Raw genomic sequence first — 21,215 nt, 5'->3', positions numbered from 1 at the left:
CTACCTGGCAACGGGCTGAGCGCCCCGGCACCCTGGGAGCATGACGACGATGGTGGCACCCACCGCCCCCGCACCCACCGCCCCGGCCACCGACGCGCCCGCCGACGTCCGGCGCCACGAGCTGGCCGCCTTCCTGCGCAGCCGCCGTGAGCGGATCACCCCCGAGCAGGTCGGTCTGCCGCGCGGCCGCCGCCGGCGCACCCCGGGCCTGCGCCGCGAGGAGGTCGCACACCTCTCCGCCGTCGGCGTCACCTGGTACACCTGGCTGGAGCAGGCACGCGACATCCACGTCTCCCCGCAGGTCCTCGACGCCCTCTCCCGCGCCCTCCAGCTCGACCCGACCGAGCGCACCCACCTCTTCGCCCTCGCCGGAGAGACCGACCCGAACCCGGAGTCGCCCTGCCCGACCGTGACGCCCGCCCTGCGCGCGATGCTCGACCAGCTGGAGCCGGTGCCCGCCTGCATCCAGAACAGCCGCTACGACATCCTGGCCTACAACCGCACGTACGGCAGGCTGCTCTGCGACCTCGACGCGCTGCCGCGCGAGGACCGCAACTGCATCTGGCTGGCCTTCACCAACGACGAGTGGCGCGCCGCCGTCGCCGAGCTGCCGGACGTCACGCGCGCGATGGCCGGCAAGTTCCGGGCCTCGATGGCCGAGCACCTGGCCGAGCCCGCCTGGAAGGCGATGCTGCAGCGCCTGGAGTCGGCCTCCCCGGAGTTCCGGGAGATCTGGGCGCGCCACGAGGTGGTCGCCCAGGGCGGCCGTACGAAGGTCATCCGCAACGCCCACGTCGGCACGCTCCACCTGGAGCACACCAACCTCTGGCTCGGACCGACCTCGGGGCCGCGTCTGGTGACGTACGTGCCGGTGGACGAGGAGTCCCGCCAGGCGCTCGAACGGCTGCGCGAGATGTGTGGGCGAAACGACTGACGGATCACGGCGGCGGTGCGGGACAATGGCGTAATGACCGCGTTCTCCCCTCTCGCCATCGGGCCGCACATCGTGCAGCCGCCGGTGGTGCTCGCGCCGATGGCCGGCATCACCAACGCCCCCTTCCGCACCCTCTGCCGTGAGTACTCCGGCGGCAAGGGGCTCTTCGTGAGCGAGATGATCACGACGAGGGCGCTGGTCGAGCGCAACGAGAAGACGATGCAGCTCATCCGCTTCGACGCGAGCGAGAAGCCGCGGTCGATCCAGCTCTACGGCGTCGACCCCGTCACGGTCGGCAAGGCCGTGCGGATGATCGCGGACGAGGACCTGGCCGACCACATCGACCTGAACTTCGGCTGCCCGGTCCCCAAGGTGACCCGAAAGGGCGGTGGCTCGGCCCTCCCGTACAAGCGGCCGCTGCTGCGCGCGATCCTGAACGAGGCCGTCTCCAACGCGGGCGCCCTGCCGGTCACGATGAAGATGCGCAAGGGCATCGACGACGACCACATCACGTACCTCGACGCGGGCAGGATCGCGGTCGAGGAGGGCGTCACGGCGATCGCCCTGCACGGCCGGACGGCGGCGCAGCACTACGGCGGAACCGCCGACTGGGACGCCATCGCGCGGCTCAAGGAGCACGTGCCGGAGATCCCGGTGCTCGGCAACGGCGACATCTGGTCGGCGGACGACGCGCTGCGCATGATGCGCGAGACCGGCTGCGACGGCGTGGTCGTCGGGCGCGGCTGCCTGGGGCGGCCCTGGCTCTTCGGCGACCTGGTGGCGGGCTTCGAGGGCACGGGCTCCTACGCCCAGCCGGGGCTGCGCGAGGTCGCGGACGCGATGGTGAAGCACGCCCGGCTGCTCGGCGAGTGGCTCGGGGACGAGTCGCGCGGTGTCATCGACTTCCGCAAGCACGTGGCCTGGTACCTGAAGGGCTTCGCGGTCGGTTCCGAGATGCGTAAGAAGCTGGCGATCACCTCGTCCCTGGACGAGCTGAGCGCTCAGTTGAGCGAGCTGGACCTGGACCAGCCCTGGCCGACCGGCGCGGACGGCCCCCGGGGCCGTACCTCGGGCAACAACCGCGTCGTCCTGCCGGACGGCTGGTTGAAGGACCCTTACGACTGTGCGGGCGTCAGCGAGGACGCCGAGTTGGACACGTCCGGGGGCTGATCCCGGACGTCCGAATCGTGGGAATCAGGCCGTTCGGGCGGCGTGATCCTCGCCACCCTTGATAGGGGTGGTGCTCAGATGAGCAGATTACGAGGCGTTGTACTTATGGAGGGGTGGCACTGGGTGCCACCCCTCTCGCGTTCAAGAGTTGAACGCGAGTGCTGTGGAAGGCGCTCATGTGAGCGTGTAATCCCAGGTTTGAGTCAAGGGAGCTTCGGAGCCTGAAAGCGGAAGCTACTCCTCAGTTACTTTCGATGTACTGGCGGACGGGTGGTTAAGACCACGTGTCCGGTAGGCGTACCTCCACATGAGCCTTCGATCTGGGTATGTTCCTCGCCGTCAGGGCAGCCACCGAGTCCTCGAGGAGTCGAGACACGTGTCGGAAAACAAAGATCAGAAGTTCGTGTACGACTTCACCGAGGGCAACAGGGACCTGAAGGACCTGCTCGGTGGCAAGGGTGCGAACCTCGCCGAGATGACCAACCTCGGCCTCCCGGTTCCCCCCGGCTTCACGATCACCACCGAGGCGTGCAAGGTCTACCTCGACAGCGGCTCCGAGCCCGTCGCGCTCCGCGACGAGGTCAGCGCCCACCTGGACGCCCTTGAGCAGAAGATGGGCAAGAAGCTCGGCCAGGCCGACAACCCGCTGCTCGTCTCCGTCCGCTCGGGCGCCAAGTTCTCCATGCCCGGCATGATGGACACCGTCCTGAACATCGGCCTCTCCGACGAGTCCGTCGCGGGCCTGGCCGCCCAGGCCGACAACGAGCGCTTCGCGTGGGACTCGTACCGCCGGCTCATTCAGATGTTCGGCAAGACCGTCCTCGGCGTCGACGGCGAGCTCTTCGAGGAGGCCCTCGACGAGGCCAAGGCCGCCAAGAAGGTCACCGTCGACACCGACCTCGACGCCGCCGACCTGAAGAAGGTCGTCAAGCACTTCAAGAAGATCGTCAAGGCCGAGGCCGGGCGCGACTTCCCCCAGGACCCGCGTGAGCAGATGGACCTCGCCATCGAGGCCGTCTTCAACTCCTGGAACACCGACCGCGCCAAGCTCTACCGTCGCCAGGAGCGCATCCCGCACGACCTGGGCACCGCCGTCAACGTCTGCTCCATGGTCTTCGGCAACCTCGGCCCGGACTCCGGCACCGGTGTCGCCTTCACCCGTGACCCCGCCTCCGGCCACCAGGGCGTCTACGGCGACTACCTGCAGAACGCGCAGGGCGAGGACGTCGTCGCCGGTATCCGCAACACCGTGCCGCTGGCCGAGCTGGAGTCGATCGACAAGGCGTCGTACGACCAGCTGATGCAGATCATGGAGACGCTGGAGACCCACTACAAGGATCTCTGCGACATCGAGTTCACCATCGAGCGCGGCCAGCTCTGGATGCTGCAGACCCGTGTCGGCAAGCGCACCGCCGGTGCCGCCTTCCGGATCGCCACCCAGCTCGTCGACCAGGGCCTGATCGACGAGGCCGAGGCGCTCCAGCGCGTCAACGGCGCCCAGCTCGCGCAGCTGATGTTCCCCAAGTTCGACGAGAACGCCAAGGTCGAGCAGATCGGCCGCGGTATCGCCGCCTCCCCGGGCGCGGCCGTCGGCAAGGCCGTCTTCGACTCGTACACGGCCGTCAAGTGGTCCCGCTCCGGCGAGAAGGTCATCCTGATCCGCCGCGAGACCAACCCCGACGACCTGGACGGCATGATCGCCTCCGAGGGCATCCTGACCTCGCGCGGCGGCAAGACCTCGCACGCCGCCGTCGTCGCCCGCGGCATGGGCAAGACCTGTGTCTGCGGCGCCGAGGAGCTCGAGGTCGACACCAAGCGCCGCCGGATGACCACCACCTCGGGCCAGGTCATCGAGGAGGGCGACGTCGTCTCCATCGACGGCTCCACCGGCAAGGTGTACCTCGGCGAGGTACCCGTCGTACCGTCGCCGGTCGTCGAGTACTTCGAGGGCCGGATGCACGCCGGTGCCGACGACGCCGACGAGCTGGTCGCCGCGGTCCACCGGATCATGGCCTACGCCGACCGCGTCCGCCGCCTGCGCGTCCGCGCCAACGCCGACAACGCCGAGGACGCCTCGCGCGCCCGCCGCTTCGGCGCCCAGGGCATCGGCCTGTGCCGCACCGAGCACATGTTCCTCGGCGAGCGCCGCGAGATGGTCGAGAAGCTGATCCTCGCCGACACCGACGAGGAGCGGACCGAGGCCCTGGACGCCCTGCTCCCGCTGCAGAAGAAGGACTTCGTCGAGCTCTTCGAGGCCATGGACGGGCTGCCCGTCACGGTCCGGCTGCTCGACCCGCCGCTGCACGAGTTCCTGCCCGACATCACCGAGCTGTCGGTGCGTGTCGCCCTCGCCGAGGCCCGCAAGGAGCCGCACGAGAACGAGCTGCGGCTGCTCCAGGCAGTCCACCGGCTGCACGAGCAGAACCCGATGCTGGGTCTGCGCGGTGTCCGGCTGGGCCTGGTCATCCCCGGCCTGTTCACCATGCAGGTCCGCGCGATCGCCGAGGCGGCGGCCCAGCGCATCGAGGCCAAGGGCGACCCGCGCGCCGAGATCATGATCCCGCTCGTCGGCACCGTCCAGGAGCTGGAGCTCGTCCGCGACGAGGCCGAGCAGGTCATCGCCGAGGTCCAGGCGAAGACGGGTGTGGAGCTGAAGCTCGCGCTCGGCACCATGATCGAGCTGCCGCGCGCCGCCGTGACCGCCGGTCAGATCGCCGAGGCCGCCGAGTTCTTCTCCTTCGGTACGAACGACCTCACCCAGACCGTGTGGGGCTTCTCCCGGGACGACGTGGAGGCCAGCTTCTTCACCGCGTACCTGGAGAAGGGCATCTTCGGTGTCTCGCCGTTCGAGACCATCGACAAGGACGGCGTCGGCGCGCTGGTCCGCAGCGCCGTCGAGGCCGGCCGGGCCACCCGCCCGGACATCAAGCTCGGCGTCTGCGGCGAGCACGGCGGCGACCCGGAGTCGGTGCACTTCTTCCACGAGGTCGGCCTCGACTACGTCTCCTGCTCGCCGTTCCGGATCCCGGTGGCGCGCCTGGAGGCCGGTCGCGCGGCGGCGGAGTCGAAGGGCTCCGACAGCCGCTGAGGCACCTGCTGAGGGCTCGCTGACCGAGCGTTCAGTAGCAAAGATCACCGGAGTCGCCGCTCGTCCCCGACCCTCAACCGATGGGCGGCGACTCCGGGTCGCAAGAGAGACGGGGCGGACACCTTGTGCGGAGGTGTCCGCCCCGTCGTATTTCGTCCACCCCGGGAAGCCTCGTGGAAGCCCCCGGGATGTTCGCCGGATGTGAGTTTGTGTTCAATTGAGGCCGATTGAAATATTGGCCATTGAACTTTCGGTATTGAACTTTCCACGATTCGTCCAGCAAAGAACAGGGCGGGCGCGGCCCCCGGATCCCCACCCGGTGGCCGCGCCCATTACCCATGCCGGGCAGGTGAGCCGCAACCCTCGCCGACCGCCGCCGGACGTGTGAAGCCCCCCACGGTCTTCGTCACGCCACCTCGGTCCTGAAGGTTTCCTGCCCGACACCCACAGCTTTTCCGTTTGCCCCCGGTCCCCGCGATGCTTTTCAAGTGTGGCTGAAACACCCTGGTAACGTGCAGTGATGATGTGCATACTCATCGACGGGGGTGGTTGCGAGTGCACAGGTGGGGGTTCAATGCTGCGGATTCATTTCACCGCAAGCGACGTGGCGGGCGTGCGGATGGCGGCCCGGCCCGACGTTCTGTGGGAAACGATTCTCAGCTTTCATCGGCTTAGAGACCGGCGCGGCCCGGTCGTCTACGGAGAATGGCGTTCCCAGACCCGTCCGAGGCTCAACGGGGAGACGCGGCTGCTCGCCGCGCTCGTTCCCAGTCGCGGTTACTTCCCCGACTTCCTGACCCCTCCCGAGGGGCTGCAGGGGCTCGACGAAGGCCTCCAGGCGGTCCGCGCGACCCCCGGGGACCGGCTCCGGGCGGAACTGGCCCTCCTCGGCGCCGACCGGGCCGGGGGCAGGACCGTGCCGCACTCGCTGCGCGCCCTCGCCGAGGGCGGCGAGGAGCCGTTCGGCCGGCTCGTGGGGGCCCTGCGGAGCTACCACCGGGCGGCGATCGAGCCGTTCTGGCCGCACATCCGCGCCCGGGTGGAGGCGGACCGGGCGGTACGCGGCCGGGCCCTGCTCGACGGCGGCGCGGACGAGCTCCTCGCCTCGCTGCCACCGATGTTCCGCTGGCGCGCACCCGTCCTGGAGGCCGACTATCCGGTCGCCCGCGACCTGCACCTCGACGGCAGGGGCCTGCTGCTCCAGCCCTCGTACTTCTGCCGGGGCACGCCCGTCGTCCTGCGCGACCCGACGCTGCCCCCGGTGCTCGTCTACCCGACGACGCACTGCGAGGCGCCGACGGTGCACGAGCCGGGCGGCTCCTCGCTGGCCAAGCTGGTCGGCAACACCCGCTCGGCGGTCCTGCACGCGATCGGCGACGGGGGCACCACCAGCGAACTCGCCCGCAGGGCGGGGGTGTCGCTCGCCTCGGCCAGCCAGCACGCGGGCGTCCTGCGCGAGGCGGGGCTCGTGGCGACGCTGCGGCACGGCAACGCGGTCCTGCACACCCTGACGCCGCTGGGCGCCGCCCTGCTCGGCGGCGGGCGGAGGGTCGCGGGGACCGTCACGACGACGGCCCCCGCGGAGCGTCTCTACGCGCGGAACGGGCCGGTCACCTCGTAGGTGATGCCGCCCGAGGAGCTGCCGCTGGTGCCGCGCTGGCTGGAGAAGTACAGCCGCTTGCCGTCGGGGGAGAAGGCCGGTCCGCAGATCTCGGAGCTGGACTGGCCGGTGATCCGCAGGAACGGGGCCACGACGTCGTCCGGCGTGATGATGCAGATCTCCATGTTGCCGCCGTCCTCGGCGATGAACAGGTCGCCGGAGGAGGAGCCGGTGACGTTGTCGACACCGGTCAGCGGGGCGCCGCCGCCGGACACCAGCGAGTCGTCGTAGGCGAGTTCGTAGGTGTTGTTGGTGAGGTTGAGCTGCCAGAGGCGGTTGTCGCCCTTGGTGGTGAACCAGACGGTGTCGTTGGCGTAGTGGCAGCCCTCGCCGCCGTTGAACTTCTTCGAGGCGGCGACCTGGCTGCGCGTCGCGGTCGGCGAGCCGTCCGGGTCCGGCACGTTCTGCCAGGTGAAGGAGCCCGAGGTGGCGGTGCCGGCCACCATGACCTGGAGCGTGCCCGACGAGAGGTTGCCCCAGGTGGTGGGGATGAACCGGTAGAAGCAGCCGCTGGACTCGTCCTCGGTCAGGTAGATCACCTTGCGGACGGGATCGGCGGCGGCGGCCTCGTGGTTGAACCGGCCCATCGCCGACCGGCGGACCGCCGCGTTCACGCCCCAGGGGTCGGTCTCGTAGACGTAGCCGAGGCTGACCTCCTCGCAGGACAGCCAGGTGTTCCACGGGGTCTTGCCGCCCGCGCAGTTGCGGTTGGTGTTGGACAGGATGCGGTACGCGCCGGTGATGGAACCCGACGAGTTGAACTTCACCGCGCTCGCGCCGCCGGTGGACGAGATCTCCGAGTTGGACACGTAGATCCAGCCGGTCCCGTCGGCGAAACAGGCGCCGCCGTCGGGGGCGTTGTGCCAGGTGTACGAGGTGCCGGGGACGGTCTGTCCCGACCGGGCGATGATCCGGCTGCTGAATCCGCTCGGCAGCTGGATGCCGTTGGCGTTCGCTGCGCCGAGGGCCCCGTAGGGGCCGGCGCCGGGCTGAGCGGGGGCCGCGTAGGCCGCCCCGCGCATCAGGGTGCCGCCGAAGGCGGCGGCCGACGTGCCGATGACCGCTCCGCGCAGGAAACTGCGTCGCTCCACGTCTCACTCCAGAGGATGGTGTGTGAACCCGCCACACCGGTCGGCGGCGGGGTCGCGCGCTTCGGGAACCTAGGAGTACGGAGTTGGTACGGAGTTGACGGTGCAGCAACAATCGATGAAGGGGAAGCGTCGGTCGGAAGGTCGGCGCGCGGACCGGGGGGAGAACGGGTGCTTACGTCCCGGATTGGAGCGGGCTCACATGCGTACGTCCCGGATGGGAGCGGGCTCACTGCTCACGTCCCGGATGGGAGCGGGCTCACGTCTCCGATTCCAGGAGCGCCTTGAGCTCCGTGAGACGTTCGCGCCAGAAGTCCTTGTAGGCGGCCACGGCGTCCGCGTCCGGGAGTCCGGTGTGGCCGAGGCCGATCCGGGTCTTCGTCTCGCCCTTCGGCGTCAGATAGACCTCGATCCGGCTCGTCCCGCCGTCCCAGGCCGCCGTCACCGACTTCCCCGGCCGGTGGGTGCGCACCTCCAGCTCTCCCTCCGGCAGCCAGCGGCGGCGCGGCTCCTCGTCGGCGAAGGCGGCCGTGCAGCGCTCGGCCGGGGCGTTCACCGTCTTGCTCGCGCTCACCTGCCAGCGGCCGTCGGAGGCCTGGCCGACCTGGCGCAGCCCGCGCTCCTGCTCGTAGCCGACCGTGATCGACTGGGCGTGCCAGCCGCTGACGCCGTGCGCGTCGACCAGGTGGCGGGCGATCGTGGCGTGCCCCTGTCCGATGGCGCCCCAGGCGTCGAGCAGCGCGAACCAGCCCGCCCAGTCCCGCCCGGTGGCGGTGGCAAGGGCGTCGTCCGACAATCGTTCGGTGATCTTCCTGCCTGCGGGGCTCATACCCCGACGCTAGCCCCGTCCGAAAAAAACTTCCCGCGTGCCGATGAGTTCCGCCCCGGCCTGCCGTCTTACCTCTCGAAAGCGCACACGAAGCGCCCCAGGCATCAACCGTCACGGAAGAGAGAACGCACCATGAGCCAGATGATCTTCGTCAACCTGCCGGTCAAGGACCTGGAGACCACCAAGGCCTTCTGGGGCAAGCTCGGCTACTCCTTCAACCCGCAGTTCAGCGACGACACGACCGCCTGCATGATCATCAGTGACACGATCTTCGCGATGCTGCTGACCGAGCCGAAGTTCAAGGAGTTCACCAAGCCGGGCAAGGAGCTCGTCGACGCGACGAAGTCGACCGAGGTCCTCCTCACGCTGAGCGCCGAGAGCCGCGAGAAGGTCGATGAGCTCGCGGAAGGCGCCCTCGCCGCCGGTGGTTCCGCGGCGAAGGAGCCCATCGACTTCGGCTCGATGTACGGCCGCTCGTTCACGGACCCCGACGGCCACCACTGGGAGGTCATGTGGATGGACCCGGCCGCCATCGAGGGCTGAGCGGCGGCCGGTCGCATCTTCAGGCCGAAACGCCGCCGTCGATCACCAGATCGGTGCCGACGACCGAACCGGCGTCGTCCGAGGCGAGGTACAGCACCGCCGCCGCGACCTCGGAGGCCGTCGAGATCCGGCCGAGCGGCGACTCGTCCTTCATCCGTACCGCCCGCTCGGCCTCCGTCTCCCCGGGCCGCAGCGACATCGTGGACTCCGAGGCGCCCGGGCTGACCGCGTTGATCCGGACCCCCTCGGCGACGTGGTCCAGGGCGGCGGCGCGGGTCATCGCGGAGACCGCCGCCTTGGAGACCTGGTAGCCGAAGACGCCCGGGATGCGCACGTGCGGGCCCAGGTTCGAGGAGATGTTGACGATGGCGCCGCCGCCGTTGGCCCGCATGTGGGCGATCTCGGCCTGGAGCGAGTGCAGGACGCCGGTGACGTTGATGTCGAGCAGGGTCTGCCACTCCTCCAGGGGGAAGTCGGCGGCGGACGCGCCGCCCCGGAAGACGCCGGCGTTGTTCACGGCGACGTCGAGGCCGCCGAAGGTCTCCACGGTCTTCTGGACGAGGCGGCGGGTGTCCTCGGCGCGGGACACGTCGGCGAGGACGGCGGCCGCCGTGCCGCCGGCGGCCTCGATCAGGGAGACCGTCTCTTCGAGCGTGGCCGCGGTGCGGCCGGAGGCGACGACCTTCGCGCCCTCGGCGGCGAAGGCGAGCGCGATGGCCCGGCCGAGGCCGGTGCCGGCGCCCGTGACGAGGACGCGCTTGTCGGTGAAGCGTGCGGGCATGGCGATGGCTCCTTGTTTCTTGACCGTACGTTCCAATAAGAAGGCCGAGGAAAAGGGGCGCCGTGGGGCGCCCCTTCCCGAGAAGGCCTCGGTTTCTCAGTCGAGCAGGGTCAGGGCCTGCTCCGCCGCGTCACGGACCCGGGCCGGGTCGCTCGACGCCTTGCCGACGACCCGGAGGCCCTGGGCCAGGACGAGGAGCATCCGCGCCAGGGCCTGCGGATCGCGCTCGGGCGGCAGCTCGCCCTGGGCGCGGGCGCGGACCAGCGAGGAGTGGAGCAGGGTCTCGATCTGCTCCCAGCTCAGCTCCACCCGCCGCGCCACCGCCCCGTCACGAGGCCCCAGTTCGGCCGCCGAGTTGGTGACGAAACACCCGTTCAGGCGTGTCGCTTCGGCCCCCGCCTCCGCGGCGAAGCGCCTGATCAGGTCTCGTACCGGCGGGAGTGCGGGGCCCGGCGCGGACAGCTCCTCCAGCATCGCCGGCTCGCGCGACCGGAGGTAGCGGTCCAGCGCCTTCATGTAGAGGGCGTGCTTGTTGCCGAAGGTCGCGTAGATGCTGGCGCGGCCGATCCCGAGGTGCTCGACGAGATCCGCCATCGTCGTCGCCTCGTAACCGCGCGCCCAGAACAGCTCGAGGGCTGCCTGGAGCGCGGCGTCGGGGTCGAATTCCTTGGTCCTGGCCACGCGTTGACTCTAGGAGTATCTGGAACGGTCGGTCAAGATGGAATGATCAAGAAGCTGCCACCGCGCGGACCGGGAAGACCGTCACCGACACGCTCTCGTCGTCCAGGCACCGCCCCGTTTCCAGGTCGAAGCGCTGCTTCAGCAGCGGCGACGCCACGAACGTCCGCCCGCCCGCGGAGCCGAGGAGCCCCCGGGACAGCACCTGCGCCCCGGTGAACGGATCGCGGTTCTCGATCGCGTACGCCCGCCCCGCCCGGTCCAGGAAGAGCGCCGCCTGCCGGCCGTCGGGGAGCAGCGCGGCCACGCCCCGGCCCGGCGTCAGCCGTGAGGTCTCGCAGACCGGCGTCCAGGCGTCGGCCTCGATGTCGTGGGAGAGTTCGAGATGCATCGGGCTTCAGACCCCTTCCAGAGTTCCGATGGTGAGGACCGTCAGGTCCGGCTTGATCTGGTCCCGCTCCGGCACGAACCGCACCGACGGGTCCGGCGCCTCCGGCGCGTTCACGAACGACACGAAACGGCGCAGCCGCTCGGGGTCGTCCAGGGTCGCCGCCCACTCGTCCTGGTAGTCCGCGACATGGGCCGCCATCAGCGCCTCCAGCTCGTCGCAGAGCCCCAGTGAGTCGTGCACGACCACGTCCCGCAGATGGTCGAGCCCGCCCTCGAGGCGCTCCAGCCAGGTCGAGGTGCGCTCCAGACGATCGGCGGTACGGATGTAGAACATCAGGAACCGGTCGATCAGCCGCACCAGTTCGGCGTCCGACAGGTCCTGGGCGAGCAGGTCCGCGTGGCGCGGGGTGGCGCCGCCGTTGCCGCCCACGTACAGGTTCCAGCCGTTGGCCGTCGCGATGACACCGAAGTCCTTCGACTGCGCCTCCGCGCACTCCCGCGCACAGCCGGAGACCGCCGACTTGAGCTTGTGCGGGGAGCGCAGCCCCCGGTAGCGCAGCTCCAGCTGGATCGCCATCTTCACCGAGTCCTGGACGCCGTAGCGGCACCAGGTCTGCCCCACGCAGGACTTCACCGTGCGCAGCGACTTGCCGTAGGCGTGCCCCGACTCGAAGCCCGCGTCGACGAGCCGGGTCCAGATCGCCGGCAGCTGCTCGACGCGCGCGCCGAACATGTCGATCCGCTGACCGCCCGTGATCTTGGTGTAGAGCCCGAAGTCGCGGGCCACCTCGCCGATCACGATCAGCTTCTCCGGGGTGACCTCGCCGCCGGGGATGCGGGGGACCACCGAGTACGAGCCGTTGCGCTGCAGGTTGGCGAGGAAGTGGTCGTTGGTGTCCTGGAGGGAGGCCTGCTCGCCGTCGAGGATGTACCCGCCCACACCGATCGTCGGGGCGAGGCTCGCCAGGATCGAGGCGATCGTCGGCTTGCAGACCTCGCAGCCCTCGCCGCCGCGCGCCTCCGGCCGGCCGTGCGAGTCGAGCAGCTCGGCGAAGGAGGTGAGCCGCAGCGTACGGGCGATCTCGTACAGTTCACCGCGGGTGTACGAGAAGCAGCCGCAGAGCCCCTTGTCGGCGGGCTCCGGCAGCAGCTGCCCGATGAGCTTCACACAACTGCCGCAGCCCGTCCCCGCCTTGGTGCACTTCTTCACCTCCGGCAGCGTCGCGCACTGGGTGATCGCGTGCTTGGTGACGTTGTGGCAGGAGCAGATGACGGCGTCGTCCGGCAGCGCCGACGGGCCGAGCGCGACCGGCGCACCCGCGCCCGCCGGGAGGACCAGCTGCTCGGGGGAGACCGGCGGCACGGAGCCGGTGAGCGGCCGCAGCATCCCGTACGAGTCGGCGTCACCGACCAGGACGCCGCCGAGCAGCACACCCTCGCCGTCGACCACGAGCTTCTTGTAGACGCCCGAACGGGAGTCGGAGTAGACGACGTCGAGGCAGCCCTCGGTCGTGCCGTGCGCGTCGCCGAAGGAGGCCACGTCCACACCGAGCAGCTTCAGCTTCGTCGACATGTCGGCACCGGTGAACCCCGGGACGTCCTCGTCCGCGATCGTCGCCGCCGCCGTCAGTGCCATCTCGTAGCCCGGCGCCACCAGGCCGTACACCCGGCCGTCCGAGGCGAGCGCGCACTCGCCGATCGCGTACACGGCCGGGTCGGACGTCCGGCACCGCTCGTCCACCGCGATCCCGCCGCGCTCGCCCACGGTCAGGCCGCAGGCGCGCGCCAGCTGGTCCCGGGGCCGTACGCCCGCCGAGAACACCACCATGTCCGTGGCCAGTTCGGACCCGTCCGACAGCTTCATCCCGACGACCGAGCCGTCCTCGGTCATGACCTCCTGCGTACCGATGCCGGTGTGGACCGTCAGGCCCATCCGCTCGATCGTGCGCAGCAGCGCCGCGCCGCCGCCCTCGTCCACCTGCACCGGCATCAGCCGGGGCGCGAACTCCACGACGTGCGTGGCAAGGCCCAGGCCCTTGAGCGCGCCGGCCGCCTCCAGGCCCAGCAGGCCGCCGCCGACCACGGCGCCGGTCGTGGACGTCTTGGCGTACTCCTCGATCGCCAGCAGGTCCTCGATCGTCCGGTACACGAAACAGCCGCGCGCGTCCTTGCCCGGGACGGGCGGCACGAAGGGGTACGAACCGGTGGCCAGGACGAGCGTGTCGTACGCGAAGACCTGCCCGGAGCGCGCGGTGACCGTGCGGGCGGCGCGGTCGACGGACTCGGCCGGGTCACCGACGTACAGCTCGATGCCGTGCCGCGCCATGAAGCCGTCCTCGACCATCGACAGCTCGTCGGGTGTGCGGCCGCTGAAGTACGAGGTCAACTGGACGCGGTCGTAGGCGGGGCGCGGCTCCTCGCAGAGCACGACGACCCGCGCCCGCTCGGTGACGCCCCGGTCCGCGAGCGTCTCCAGGAACCGCTGGCCGACCATGCCGTGGCCGACCAGGACGATGGTGGGCACGGTGGGGGTGTTCAGGGGCGTGGTCGCCATCTCAGGAGCCTCCGTCATGGGTGAGCAGATGAAGCAGGGGGGCGTCGGGCAGGGCTTCGTCGCCCTCCCACGCCCGGGCGAGCGTCCCGACGGCGGCGAGGTCGCCGAGCAGCACGCCGCCCACGAGCCGGTCGCCGCGGACGACGACCTTGCGGTAGGCGCGCCGGGTGGCGTCGGTCAGCTGGACGACGTCGTCCCCCGGCAGGGGAGTGGCCTCGCCGAACGCGGCGAGGTCGAGACCCTCGGGACCGTTCAGCGTGAGCCGGGTGAGCGCGCGGGTGCCGGTGTAGCGGGGCGCGGTGGGTTCGTGCGGCGCGGTCGTGGCGGAGGTCGGGGCGGAGGCGCCCGCAAGGACGCCGTCGGCCGACTCCGCCAGGAGGACGTCCGCCAGGACGTCCGCCTGTTCCAGCGCCGGGCCCGCCAGCCCGTACGACCGCCCGGCGTGCTCCGCGCAGTCGCCGATGGCGTGGATGTACGGGTCGGAGGTGCGCAGCTCGTCGTCGACGACGATGCCCTGACGGACGTCGAGGCCGGCGTCCCGGGCGAGACCGACACGCGGCCTGACCCCGCACGCGAGGACCACGACCTGCGCGTCGAGCACGAACCCGTCCGCCAGCTCGACGGCCGTCACCGCGTCGTCCCGCTGCCGCAGCCCGCTGACCCGGCACTCGGTGTGGACCTCGACACCGAGCGACTCCACGTGGTCCCGGAGCAACGCCGAGGCCTGGGCGTCGAGGTGACGCTCCATGAGCCGCTCGCCCTGCTGGGTCAGCACCACCTCCGCGCCGAGCGCGGCCAGCGCGCGAGCCGCCGAGACCCCGAGCAGACCGCCGCCGATCACGACCGCCCGCACGCCCGGGCGGACGACGGCCCGCAGCTCCAGGCAGTCGTCGAGCGTCCGGAACGGGTGCACGCCCGTGGGCAGCCGGCCACCGCGGAGGCCACGCAGCGGCGGGAGCACCGGGTTGGAGCCCGTCGCCAGGACCAGCCGGTCGTAGCCGACGGCCGTCCCGTCCTCGCACTCCACGACCCGGGCGGCCCGGTCGATCCGCACCGCCCGCACCCCGCGCCGTACCGGCTCGCGGGGGTCGGGCAGCGCGATCACCTCGGGCGCGTACCGCCCGGCGAGGACGTCCGCGAGCAGCACCCTGTTGTACGGTGCGTGCGGCTCCTCGCCGAGGAGGGTGACGGGCAGGCGCTGGGCGAGCCGGACGCCCGCCGTTCCGCCGCCCACCACCACGATGCGTGTACTCATGTGTCGAAGCGTGCGGCTTGGGTGTTACCCAGGGGGGACCCGACTGTTTCGCCTGGGGAACGCTGATCTCCGCTCCCCGGGGTTCGCCGTGTGAGGGTTAACCGGCGGTGAGGCGGTCCTCAAGGGGGCCTTAAGGATCCCGCGTACCGGGCTGAGCTGGGGTTTCGTATACCTCCGGGACCCTAGGGTCGGGTCTCGTGACGACTGAGGTGCAGGAACGGGTGGGGGGCCGGGTGCGGCCCGGTGGTGGGCACAACGTCCGGGTGGAGCCCGACCTGCTCCGTAACGCCGTCCTCGGCGGGGCCGGGAGTGTCGCCCTCCTCTGGGGCGTGCAGGTCCACCCCTCCGCCCGGCTCGACGCCGTGTTCGCCGCCGGGGCCCATCTCACCGGGCTGCTCGCCGGGTACGGCGTCCTGGTCATGTTGCTCCTGATGGCGCGGGTGCCCGCCGTCGAGCACGGGGTCGGGGCCGACCGGCTCGCACGGTGGCACGCGGCCGGTGGGCGGTACGTACTCGGGCTCGTCGGGGCGCACGCGGTGCTCGCGCTCTGCGGCTACGCCGTGCACACCCGTACCGACCTCGTCACCGCCGCCGGCGGCCTCCTCTCCTACCCCGCGCTCGCCGCCGCCACCGCCGGTACCGCGCTCTTCGTCGCCGTCGGGGTGACCTCGGCCCGGGCCGCCCGGCGGCGGCTGCGGCACGAGACGTGGCGGGCGCTCCACCTGCTCAGCCATCTCGCCGCCGCCCTCGGCTTCGTGCACCAGCTCGCGGGGCCCGACCTCACCGGAAGCGTGCTCGCGCTCTGGGCCTGGTCCATGGCGCACGCGACCGTCGCCGTGGTCCTCGTCTGGTACCGGATCGTCGTCCCCGTCCGGCAGGCCCTCCGCCACACCCTCCGGGTCGCCGAGGTACGCGACGAGGGGCCGGGCGTCGTCTCGGTGATCGTCAAGGGCACCGGGCTCGCCCTGCTGTGCGCCGAACCGGGGCAGTTCTTCCGCTGGCGGTTCCTGACCCGCAGGCTCTGGCGGACCGCGCTGCCGTTCTCCCTCTCCGCGCCCGTCCACGACGACACCCTGCGCATCACCGTCAAGGCGCTGGGCGACCACACCCGCCGGATCCGGCGCCTGCGCCCCGGCACCCGGGTCCTCGCCACCGGACCGTTCGGCGCGCTCACCGCGCACCGCCGCACCCGCCGGAAGGTCCTGCTGCTCGCCGGGGGCGTGGGCATCACCCCGCTGCGGGCCCTGTTCGAGACCCTGCCCGGCGGCCCCGGAGACGTCACGCTGCTGTACCGGGCCTCCGACGCGGACGGGCTCGTCCTGCGCGAGGAGCTGGAGCGCATCGCCCACGCGCGGCAGGCCGCCCTCCACTACCTCCTCGGCCCGTCCGACGCCTCCTTCGACCCCCTCGCCCCGCAGGCTCTGCGCAATCTCGTCCCCGGCCTCGCCGGCCACGACGTCTACCTCTGCGGACCGCCCGCCATGGCCAGGGCCGCCACCGACTCGCTCGTCCGGGCCGGGGTGCCGGCCCGCCGCATCCACACCGAGGACTTCAGCCATGAGTAAGCACCGCGCCCGGCGCGTCACCCCCGCCGACCGTGCCCGCAGACAGCTCGCCGTCGGGATCCTCGGTGTCGGGGCCCTCGCCGCGACCTTCCTCACGGTCGCCGTCGACCCGGCCGCGCCGCCCGCGCCCGACCGGGAGCCGGTCCACACAACCTCAGACGTAGCTCAACTCTCCAGAGATTGATGGACGGCACACCCATCGTCTCCCTAGGCTCGCGAACATGCCTGACATATCCCTGACCACGCTCGTCCTGCTCTGCGCCGCCGCTCTCGTGGCCGGCTGGATCGACGCCGTGGTCGGCGGGGGAGGGCTGTTGCTGCTGCCCGCGCTGCTGCTCGGGCTGCCGCACGTCCCGGCCGCGCAGATCCTCGGCACCAACAAGGCCGTGGCGATCGTCGGCACGACCGGCGCCGCCGTCACGTACGTCCGCAAGGCGCCCGTGCAGGTGAGGACGGCGGTACGGATCGGTCTTGCGGCCCTGGCGGGATCCATGGGCGGCGCGTTCTTCGCGGCCGGGATCAGCAGCGACGTGCTGCGTCCGGTGATCATGGTGGTGCTGCTCGGTGTCGCCGCGTTCGTGATGCTGCGGCCGTCCTTCGGCACGCAGGGCGAGGGGGAGAAGGCGCCCGTCGGCCGGGCGCGGATCGTCACCGCGATCGTGCTGGTCGGCGGCGGGATCGGGTTCTACGACGGCCTGTTCGGGCCGGGCACCGGCACGTTCCTCGTCCTCGCGCTGACCGCCGTCCTCCATCTCGACCTGGTGACCGCCTCAGCCACCGCCAAGATCGTCAACGTCTGCACCAACGCGGGGGCGCTCGCGATGTTCGCGTACCAGGGCAGCGTGCTCTGGCAGCTCGCGGCGGTCATGGCGGTCTTCAACCTCGCGGGCGGGATGATCGGGGCGCGGATGGCGCTGAGCAAGGGCGCCGAGTTCGTCCGGGGCGTGCTGCTGTTCGTCGTCTTCTCGCTGGTCGCCAAGCTCGCCTTCGACCAGTGGTCGTAGGGGCTACCGCACCCCGATGAGGTGGCCGAAGGCGACCACGTTCCCCTGGTAGCCGGACTTCTTGGAGAAGCTTCCGCCGCACGTGATGACCCGGATCTCGGCCCGGTCCGTCTCCCCGTAGACCTTCTCGTCGGGGAAGTCCTCGTTCTCGTACACCTCGACGGCGTCGATCGTGAACACGGCGGTCCGGCCGTCCTGCCGGTCCACCTCGATCCGGTTGCCCTTCTTGAGCGCGCCGAGCGCGTAGAAGACGGCCGGGCCCCGCGCGTTGTCGACATGGCCGGCGACGATCGCGGTGCCCTCGGCGCCGGGAGGGGTGCCGTCCTCGTACCAGCCGGCCAGGTTGCGGTCGTCCGCGGGCGGGACGTCGAGGGCGCCGTCCGGGCCGATGCCGAGCCCCGTCATCGGCGTGTCGACGTCGATCTCGGGGATGCGGAGCCGGACGGGCGCGGACGGCGGCAGCGGGTCGGCGGCGGCGGTCGTGTGCTCGTTCGGGCCTGCCGCGAACGCCTGCGCGGCGGTCGGGACCGGCGGGGTGACGTGCTCCGAGCCGTTCTGGACGAGCCAGATCCCGACGCACGCGGCGGCGGCCACGCCCCACCCCTTGCTCCTGCTGCTCACGGTGCGTTCCTCCGAGGTGTGGCCCCCAGGGTGTGGCCCTGAGGGGCGGCCCTGAGGGTGTGGCCCTGCCCCCGCCGGGCCGCGTACGGGCGCGCCGGCGGGGGCAGGACGTGCGGTACGTCTCAGCCGTCCTGCGCGCCGCTCGCCCGGCGGCGCAGGAGCCACGTACCGCCGACGGCAGCCGCGGCCAGCACCGCCGCGCCCGCCGCGATCTGGGTGGTGTCGGGGCCGACGCTGCCTCCGACACCCGTGCGGACATGGCCGCTCGGGCGGTCCTTGTGCTTGACGACGAGCTCGCCGCGAGCGGTCTTGCCGTTGTCGCAGGCGACGCTGATCCAGTACGTACCGGGCTTCGCGTGCTCAGGGACCGTGAACTGGCCGACCACGACCTCCTTGTGCGTGCTCGGGTTCAGGTGGAACTCGCCCGCGCCGAGGGACTGCGCGTCACCGACGCCGCGGCCGTGCTTGCCGCACGCGAGGGTGTTGACGGTGATGGTCGTACCGGGGGTCGCGGAGGAGGGGTAGACCTCGAGGGCCTCGGATTGCCCGGCGTACGCGGCGGGGGCGCCGAGTGCGCCGATCGCGGCGACCGTCAGCGCGGTACCGGTGAGCAGGCGGGCAGTGGTGCGCATGGGGATCCTCCGGGGCGCGCGAGCGGTCATGCCGGGGAGGCTCAGGCCTGCCGGGAGGGACTTCCCGGGACCTGCCTCCTAGGACCGAGATAAGGCCCCGCGCGCCCCGCGCGCCTGCTGATGGAGGGTCAGAATTACTCCGTCCGGTGCGGTGTGTCGCCTTGCGTGAAGGGTGTTTACGCAGGTCAGGCCGGGTTACGGAGAGTCAGCTGACGGCCCGTGTCGAACGGGTGACCCACCCGGCCGCCCTCCACCCGGTTTCAGGCGATCAGGCCCTCGATCGCCGCCACGGCCCACGCCTGAGCCCCCACCGTCGCACCGGCCGCGACGCCGGTCGCGACCGGCTCCAGGGCGCCCCTGAGCATGGTGAGCGCGCGGCGCAGGCGTCCCTCCTCCGGCGGGTCGGAGCGGGTGATCGTCGTCAGGACCTCGCCGGCCGCCACCTCCGCGTCCTCACGGTTCTCGTCGGGCAGGCCCGCCTGGGGCAGCTGCCGGAGCAGCTCGGTGACGCGCGCGGCGAGCTGCTCGTAGCCCTCGGCGACCGTGGTGTTGACCTGCTGGTTCTGGGTGACCGTCTCGTTGCCCCAGGCGAACTGGTTGTGGGAGGCCGCGCCGTGGAACACGGGCCCCTCGTGGTGGCGTTCGTCGCGTGGATCGCTCATGTGCGTGGACCGTCCTTGGTCGTCTGGTGCTGGATGACGTGGTTGTTGCCCCACGCGAAGTTGTTGTTGCTGGCGTCGCCGTGGATGGTCGGGCCGGTGATGATCTTCTGGTTGATGATGTTGATGACGTTGATGATCGTCGGGGGCAGCGGGACGGGCTCCCGGTTGCGGACCACGGCCAGCGACGTGGTCAGCGAGGTCAGGTCGACCAGGCCGTTGTGGCGTACGGCCATGTCTCCCGTTCCGCCCACGGAGCACTCCACGAGCCGCCCGGTGCACTCGTCGTCGAAGGCCGCGCCGACCTGCGCGCAGTCGGTGAACTCGCCGTGCGTGACGTCCAGGAGGGCGGCGTTCCGCCCGCACAGCCCGAGGGCCTCCGAGCCGGTGACGGCCAGGTTCTTCGCGATCAGCCGCGCGCTGCCGAAGACGACGGCGCCCCCGCTGCTCACCCGTGTGACGCGGCAGTCGAACGCGCGCAGCTGGGCCTCCTCTCCGACGCCGAGGCCCAGCATCCCCCGGTCCGCCGTGACACCCGTGAGGGTGACCCGGCACTGGCCGCCGAGGGCCACCGCGGCCTGGCCGAAGTCGTGGAACTCCGCCCGGGTGACCTCGGCGGTGGTGCCTCCGTTGCCCCGGACCTCCAGGCCTGCCGGGCAGCGGTCCACCCGGACGTCCTCGAAGACGGCCGTGGAGTCGGGGTCGAAGACCCGTAGCGCGGTGTTGGTCAGGTCCTCGATCCGGATGCGGGTGAAGCGGCCCCGGGCGCCTTCCGTGACGGCGATGCCGACGTTGCCGCCCGAGACGCGGCAGCCGTGGACCTCCGGCGCGCCGCCCTTGGTCGAGAACACCCCGATGTTGCGCGCGCCGAGGACCTGGCAGTCCTCGAACCTGCCCCGCGCGTCGGTCTGTACGTTGATGCCGGTGTCCCGGCAGGCGGTGAACACGGAGTCGCGCACCATCGGGTCGGCGCCGCTCGCCGCCCCCACGCCGTGGCGCGCGTCGGTGACGCGGGTACGGTCCACGGAGCCCCGGGACTGCTCGATGAACATGATCCCCTCGGCGTGCACGGCGGTGATCACGCAGTCCGCCACGGCCAGCTCCGCGCGGGTGTCCGCCATGAGGGCCGTGTTCCCGGTGCCGGTCAGCTCGCAGCCGACGACCTCGGCGCGCGCGTCGCAGACCCGCACGCCGTGGATCCGGCTGCCCTCGATCCGGCTGCCGCGGACGGAGACCTGGGCGCCTTCGATGACCGCGACCGCGTTGTCGGCGGCGTCGGTGAACCGGCACCGCTCGATCGCCCCGGCCGAGGCGGTGAAGAGCGTCCGGCCGTGCAGGAACACGCTGTCCCGCAGGGTCACCCGGGTGTTCGGCCGCGCGTGCGTGCCGACGCCGCCCGGCGTGCGGACCTCCACGTGGTCGAGCGTGAGGGTGCCCTGCGCGCAGGCGACGACGTCGTGGTCGACGTCCCGGCTGGTCAGCACGAGCCCGTCGACCTGGACCGAGCCGTACGTCTCCAGGACGGTCCCGCGCAGCTGGTTCACCACGACGGAACCCGGGCCGTCGGCCGCGACCAGGCTGACGTCGCCCTGGGCGACGAGGCTCTCCTCGTAGCGCCCGGCCGCGATCTCGATGCGCGCGGGGCGGCCCCGGGCGGCGACGGCGCGCAGCGCGGACGCGATGTTCGGGTACGCGCGACGGCCGCCGCGAGGCGAGACGACGTACCGCGCGACCATGCCCGGACCCCCCATGTCGGTCGCCCAC

The 21,215-nt window shown here is 71.5% G+C and carries 19 protein-coding genes; 8 read left to right on the top strand and 11 right to left on the bottom strand.

Annotation, left to right across the window (positions count from 1 at the left end):
• The first annotated feature begins 40 nt into the window (after window positions 1-40).
• The 4 genes from ACWF79_RS07530 to ACWF79_RS07515 all read left to right on the top strand — a co-directional run bounded on the left by ACWF79_RS07530 (window position 41) and on the right by ACWF79_RS07515 (window position 6,813).
• On the top strand, window positions 41-934 hold the full coding sequence (locus ACWF79_RS07530; RefSeq protein WP_453727106.1) for a helix-turn-helix transcriptional regulator: 894 nt from the start codon (window positions 41-43) through the stop codon (window positions 932-934).
• Window positions 935-967: 33 nt separating this feature from the next.
• Complete coding sequence (gene dusB / locus ACWF79_RS07525; RefSeq protein WP_453727105.1) at window positions 968-2,104, top strand: tRNA dihydrouridine synthase DusB; 1,137 nt, start codon at window positions 968-970, stop codon at window positions 2,102-2,104.
• 376 nt (window positions 2,105-2,480) lie between these two features.
• Window positions 2,481-5,192, top strand: a complete 2,712-nt coding sequence (gene ppdK / locus ACWF79_RS07520; RefSeq protein ID WP_453727104.1) for a pyruvate, phosphate dikinase — start codon at window positions 2,481-2,483, stop codon at window positions 5,190-5,192.
• A 574-nt stretch (window positions 5,193-5,766) separates the two neighbouring features.
• Window positions 5,767-6,813 (top strand): ArsR/SmtB family transcription factor, encoded by a 1,047-nt coding sequence (locus ACWF79_RS07515; RefSeq protein WP_453727103.1) that lies wholly within the window; start codon window positions 5,767-5,769, stop codon window positions 6,811-6,813.
• Here the strand turns inward: ACWF79_RS07515 and ACWF79_RS07510 are convergent.
• Both ACWF79_RS07510 and ACWF79_RS07505 read right to left on the bottom strand, forming a co-directional pair.
• A complete protein-coding gene (locus tag ACWF79_RS07510; protein WP_453727102.1) occupies window positions 6,783-7,943 on the bottom strand; it encodes an alkaline phosphatase PhoX in 1,161 nt (386 codons plus the stop codon). The genes ACWF79_RS07515 and ACWF79_RS07510 overlap by 31 nt on opposite strands.
• Before the next feature lie 256 nt (window positions 7,944-8,199).
• Window positions 8,200-8,769 (bottom strand): hypothetical protein, encoded by a 570-nt coding sequence (locus ACWF79_RS07505; protein WP_453727101.1) that lies wholly within the window; start codon window positions 8,767-8,769, stop codon window positions 8,200-8,202.
• Between the two features lie 132 nt (window positions 8,770-8,901).
• Between ACWF79_RS07505 and ACWF79_RS07500 the strand changes: the two genes are divergently transcribed.
• The gene (locus tag ACWF79_RS07500) at window positions 8,902-9,312 is read left to right on the top strand and encodes a VOC family protein (protein WP_453727100.1); all 411 of its coding nucleotides are present in this window, start codon (window positions 8,902-8,904) and stop codon (window positions 9,310-9,312) included.
• A 19-nt stretch (window positions 9,313-9,331) separates the two neighbouring features.
• On the opposite strand, the gene ACWF79_RS07495 is transcribed toward ACWF79_RS07500, so the two are convergent.
• The 5 genes from ACWF79_RS07495 to ACWF79_RS07475 form a co-directional block, all read right to left on the bottom strand.
• Window positions 9,332-10,093 carry an SDR family NAD(P)-dependent oxidoreductase gene (locus ACWF79_RS07495; RefSeq protein WP_453727099.1) on the bottom strand — a complete coding sequence of 254 codons (762 nt, stop codon included), beginning with the start codon at window positions 10,091-10,093 and terminating at the stop codon, window positions 9,332-9,334.
• A gap of 96 nt (window positions 10,094-10,189) precedes the next feature.
• Window positions 10,190-10,774 (bottom strand): TetR/AcrR family transcriptional regulator, encoded by a 585-nt coding sequence (locus ACWF79_RS07490; RefSeq protein ID WP_453727098.1) that lies wholly within the window; start codon window positions 10,772-10,774, stop codon window positions 10,190-10,192.
• A gap of 46 nt (window positions 10,775-10,820) precedes the next feature.
• Window positions 10,821-11,162 carry a nitrite reductase small subunit NirD gene (nirD, locus tag ACWF79_RS07485; RefSeq protein WP_453727097.1) on the bottom strand — a complete coding sequence of 114 codons (342 nt, stop codon included), beginning with the start codon at window positions 11,160-11,162 and terminating at the stop codon, window positions 10,821-10,823.
• A 6-nt stretch (window positions 11,163-11,168) separates the two neighbouring features.
• The gene (nirB, locus tag ACWF79_RS07480; RefSeq protein WP_453727096.1) at window positions 11,169-13,715 is read right to left on the bottom strand and encodes a nitrite reductase large subunit NirB; all 2,547 of its coding nucleotides are present in this window, start codon (window positions 13,713-13,715) and stop codon (window positions 11,169-11,171) included.
• 1 nt (window position 13,716) lies between these two features.
• Window positions 13,717-14,970, bottom strand: coding sequence for an NAD(P)/FAD-dependent oxidoreductase (locus tag ACWF79_RS07475; protein ID WP_453727095.1), 1,254 nt, complete (start codon window positions 14,968-14,970; stop codon window positions 13,717-13,719).
• A gap of 197 nt (window positions 14,971-15,167) precedes the next feature.
• On the opposite strand from ACWF79_RS07475, the gene ACWF79_RS07470 reads away from it, so the two are divergent.
• Genes ACWF79_RS07470 through ACWF79_RS07460 form a run of 3 tightly spaced genes read left to right on the top strand, consistent with a single transcriptional unit; the run spans window position 15,168 to window position 17,539 of the window.
• Entirely contained in the window at window positions 15,168-16,535 is a 1,368-nt protein-coding gene (locus ACWF79_RS07470; protein ID WP_453727094.1) for a ferredoxin reductase family protein, read from the top strand.
• On the top strand, window positions 16,528-16,719 hold the full coding sequence (locus ACWF79_RS07465) for a hypothetical protein (protein WP_453727093.1): 192 nt from the start codon (window positions 16,528-16,530) through the stop codon (window positions 16,717-16,719). The genes ACWF79_RS07470 and ACWF79_RS07465 overlap by 8 nt, the downstream gene beginning before the upstream one ends.
• A 37-nt stretch (window positions 16,720-16,756) precedes the next feature.
• Window positions 16,757-17,539, top strand: a complete 783-nt coding sequence (locus ACWF79_RS07460) for a sulfite exporter TauE/SafE family protein (protein ID WP_453727092.1) — start codon at window positions 16,757-16,759, stop codon at window positions 17,537-17,539.
• Between the two features lie 3 nt (window positions 17,540-17,542).
• Here ACWF79_RS07460 and ACWF79_RS07455 read toward each other — a convergent pair whose 3' ends face one another.
• The 4 genes from ACWF79_RS07455 to ACWF79_RS07440 all read right to left on the bottom strand — a co-directional run bounded on the left by ACWF79_RS07455 (window position 17,543) and on the right by ACWF79_RS07440 (window position 21,187).
• Window positions 17,543-18,160 carry a class F sortase gene (locus ACWF79_RS07455; protein ID WP_453727091.1) on the bottom strand — a complete coding sequence of 206 codons (618 nt, stop codon included), beginning with the start codon at window positions 18,158-18,160 and terminating at the stop codon, window positions 17,543-17,545.
• Window positions 18,161-18,282: 122 nt separating this feature from the next.
• On the bottom strand, window positions 18,283-18,792 hold the full coding sequence (locus tag ACWF79_RS07450) for a hypothetical protein (RefSeq protein WP_453727090.1): 510 nt from the start codon (window positions 18,790-18,792) through the stop codon (window positions 18,283-18,285).
• 260 nt (window positions 18,793-19,052) lie between these two features.
• A complete protein-coding gene (locus tag ACWF79_RS07445; RefSeq protein WP_453727089.1) occupies window positions 19,053-19,454 on the bottom strand; it encodes a hypothetical protein in 402 nt (133 codons plus the stop codon).
• Window positions 19,451-21,187, bottom strand: coding sequence for a right-handed parallel beta-helix repeat-containing protein (locus tag ACWF79_RS07440; RefSeq protein WP_453727088.1), 1,737 nt, complete (start codon window positions 21,185-21,187; stop codon window positions 19,451-19,453). The genes ACWF79_RS07445 and ACWF79_RS07440 overlap by 4 nt, the downstream gene beginning before the upstream one ends.
• Between the last annotated feature and the right edge of the window lie 28 nt (window positions 21,188-21,215).

Source organism: Streptomyces sp. NPDC054975, from assembly GCF_053609105.1.
This window is presented reverse-complemented; position numbering and strand designations above follow the sequence as displayed.

Excerpts from the sequence above, each read along its gene's own strand:
- ACWF79_RS07530 (WP_453727106.1), top strand. The coding sequence starts at position 41 with ATGACGACGATGGTGGCACCCACCGCCCCCGCACCCACCGCCCCGGCC.
- dusB (WP_453727105.1), top strand. The coding sequence starts at position 968 with ATGACCGCGTTCTCCCCTCTCGCCATCGGGCCGCACATCGTGCAGCCG.
- ACWF79_RS07515 (WP_453727103.1), top strand. The coding sequence starts at position 5,767 with ATGCTGCGGATTCATTTCACCGCAAGCGACGTGGCGGGCGTGCGGATG.
- ACWF79_RS07505 (WP_453727101.1), bottom strand. The coding sequence starts at position 8,769 with ATGAGCCCCGCAGGCAGGAAGATCACCGAACGATTGTCGGACGACGCC.
- ACWF79_RS07500 (WP_453727100.1), top strand. The coding sequence starts at position 8,902 with ATGAGCCAGATGATCTTCGTCAACCTGCCGGTCAAGGACCTGGAGACC.
- ACWF79_RS07495 (WP_453727099.1), bottom strand. The coding sequence starts at position 10,093 with ATGCCCGCACGCTTCACCGACAAGCGCGTCCTCGTCACGGGCGCCGGC.
- nirD (WP_453727097.1), bottom strand. The coding sequence starts at position 11,162 with ATGCATCTCGAACTCTCCCACGACATCGAGGCCGACGCCTGGACGCCG.
- nirB (WP_453727096.1), bottom strand. The coding sequence starts at position 13,715 with ATGGCGACCACGCCCCTGAACACCCCCACCGTGCCCACCATCGTCCTG.
- ACWF79_RS07475 (WP_453727095.1), bottom strand. The coding sequence starts at position 14,970 with ATGAGTACACGCATCGTGGTGGTGGGCGGCGGAACGGCGGGCGTCCGG.
- ACWF79_RS07465 (WP_453727093.1), top strand. The coding sequence starts at position 16,528 with ATGAGTAAGCACCGCGCCCGGCGCGTCACCCCCGCCGACCGTGCCCGC.
- ACWF79_RS07460 (WP_453727092.1), top strand. The coding sequence starts at position 16,757 with ATGCCTGACATATCCCTGACCACGCTCGTCCTGCTCTGCGCCGCCGCT.
- ACWF79_RS07450 (WP_453727090.1), bottom strand. The coding sequence starts at position 18,792 with ATGCGCACCACTGCCCGCCTGCTCACCGGTACCGCGCTGACGGTCGCC.
- ACWF79_RS07445 (WP_453727089.1), bottom strand. The coding sequence starts at position 19,454 with ATGAGCGATCCACGCGACGAACGCCACCACGAGGGGCCCGTGTTCCAC.
- ACWF79_RS07440 (WP_453727088.1), bottom strand. The coding sequence starts at position 21,187 with ATGGTCGCGCGGTACGTCGTCTCGCCTCGCGGCGGCCGTCGCGCGTAC.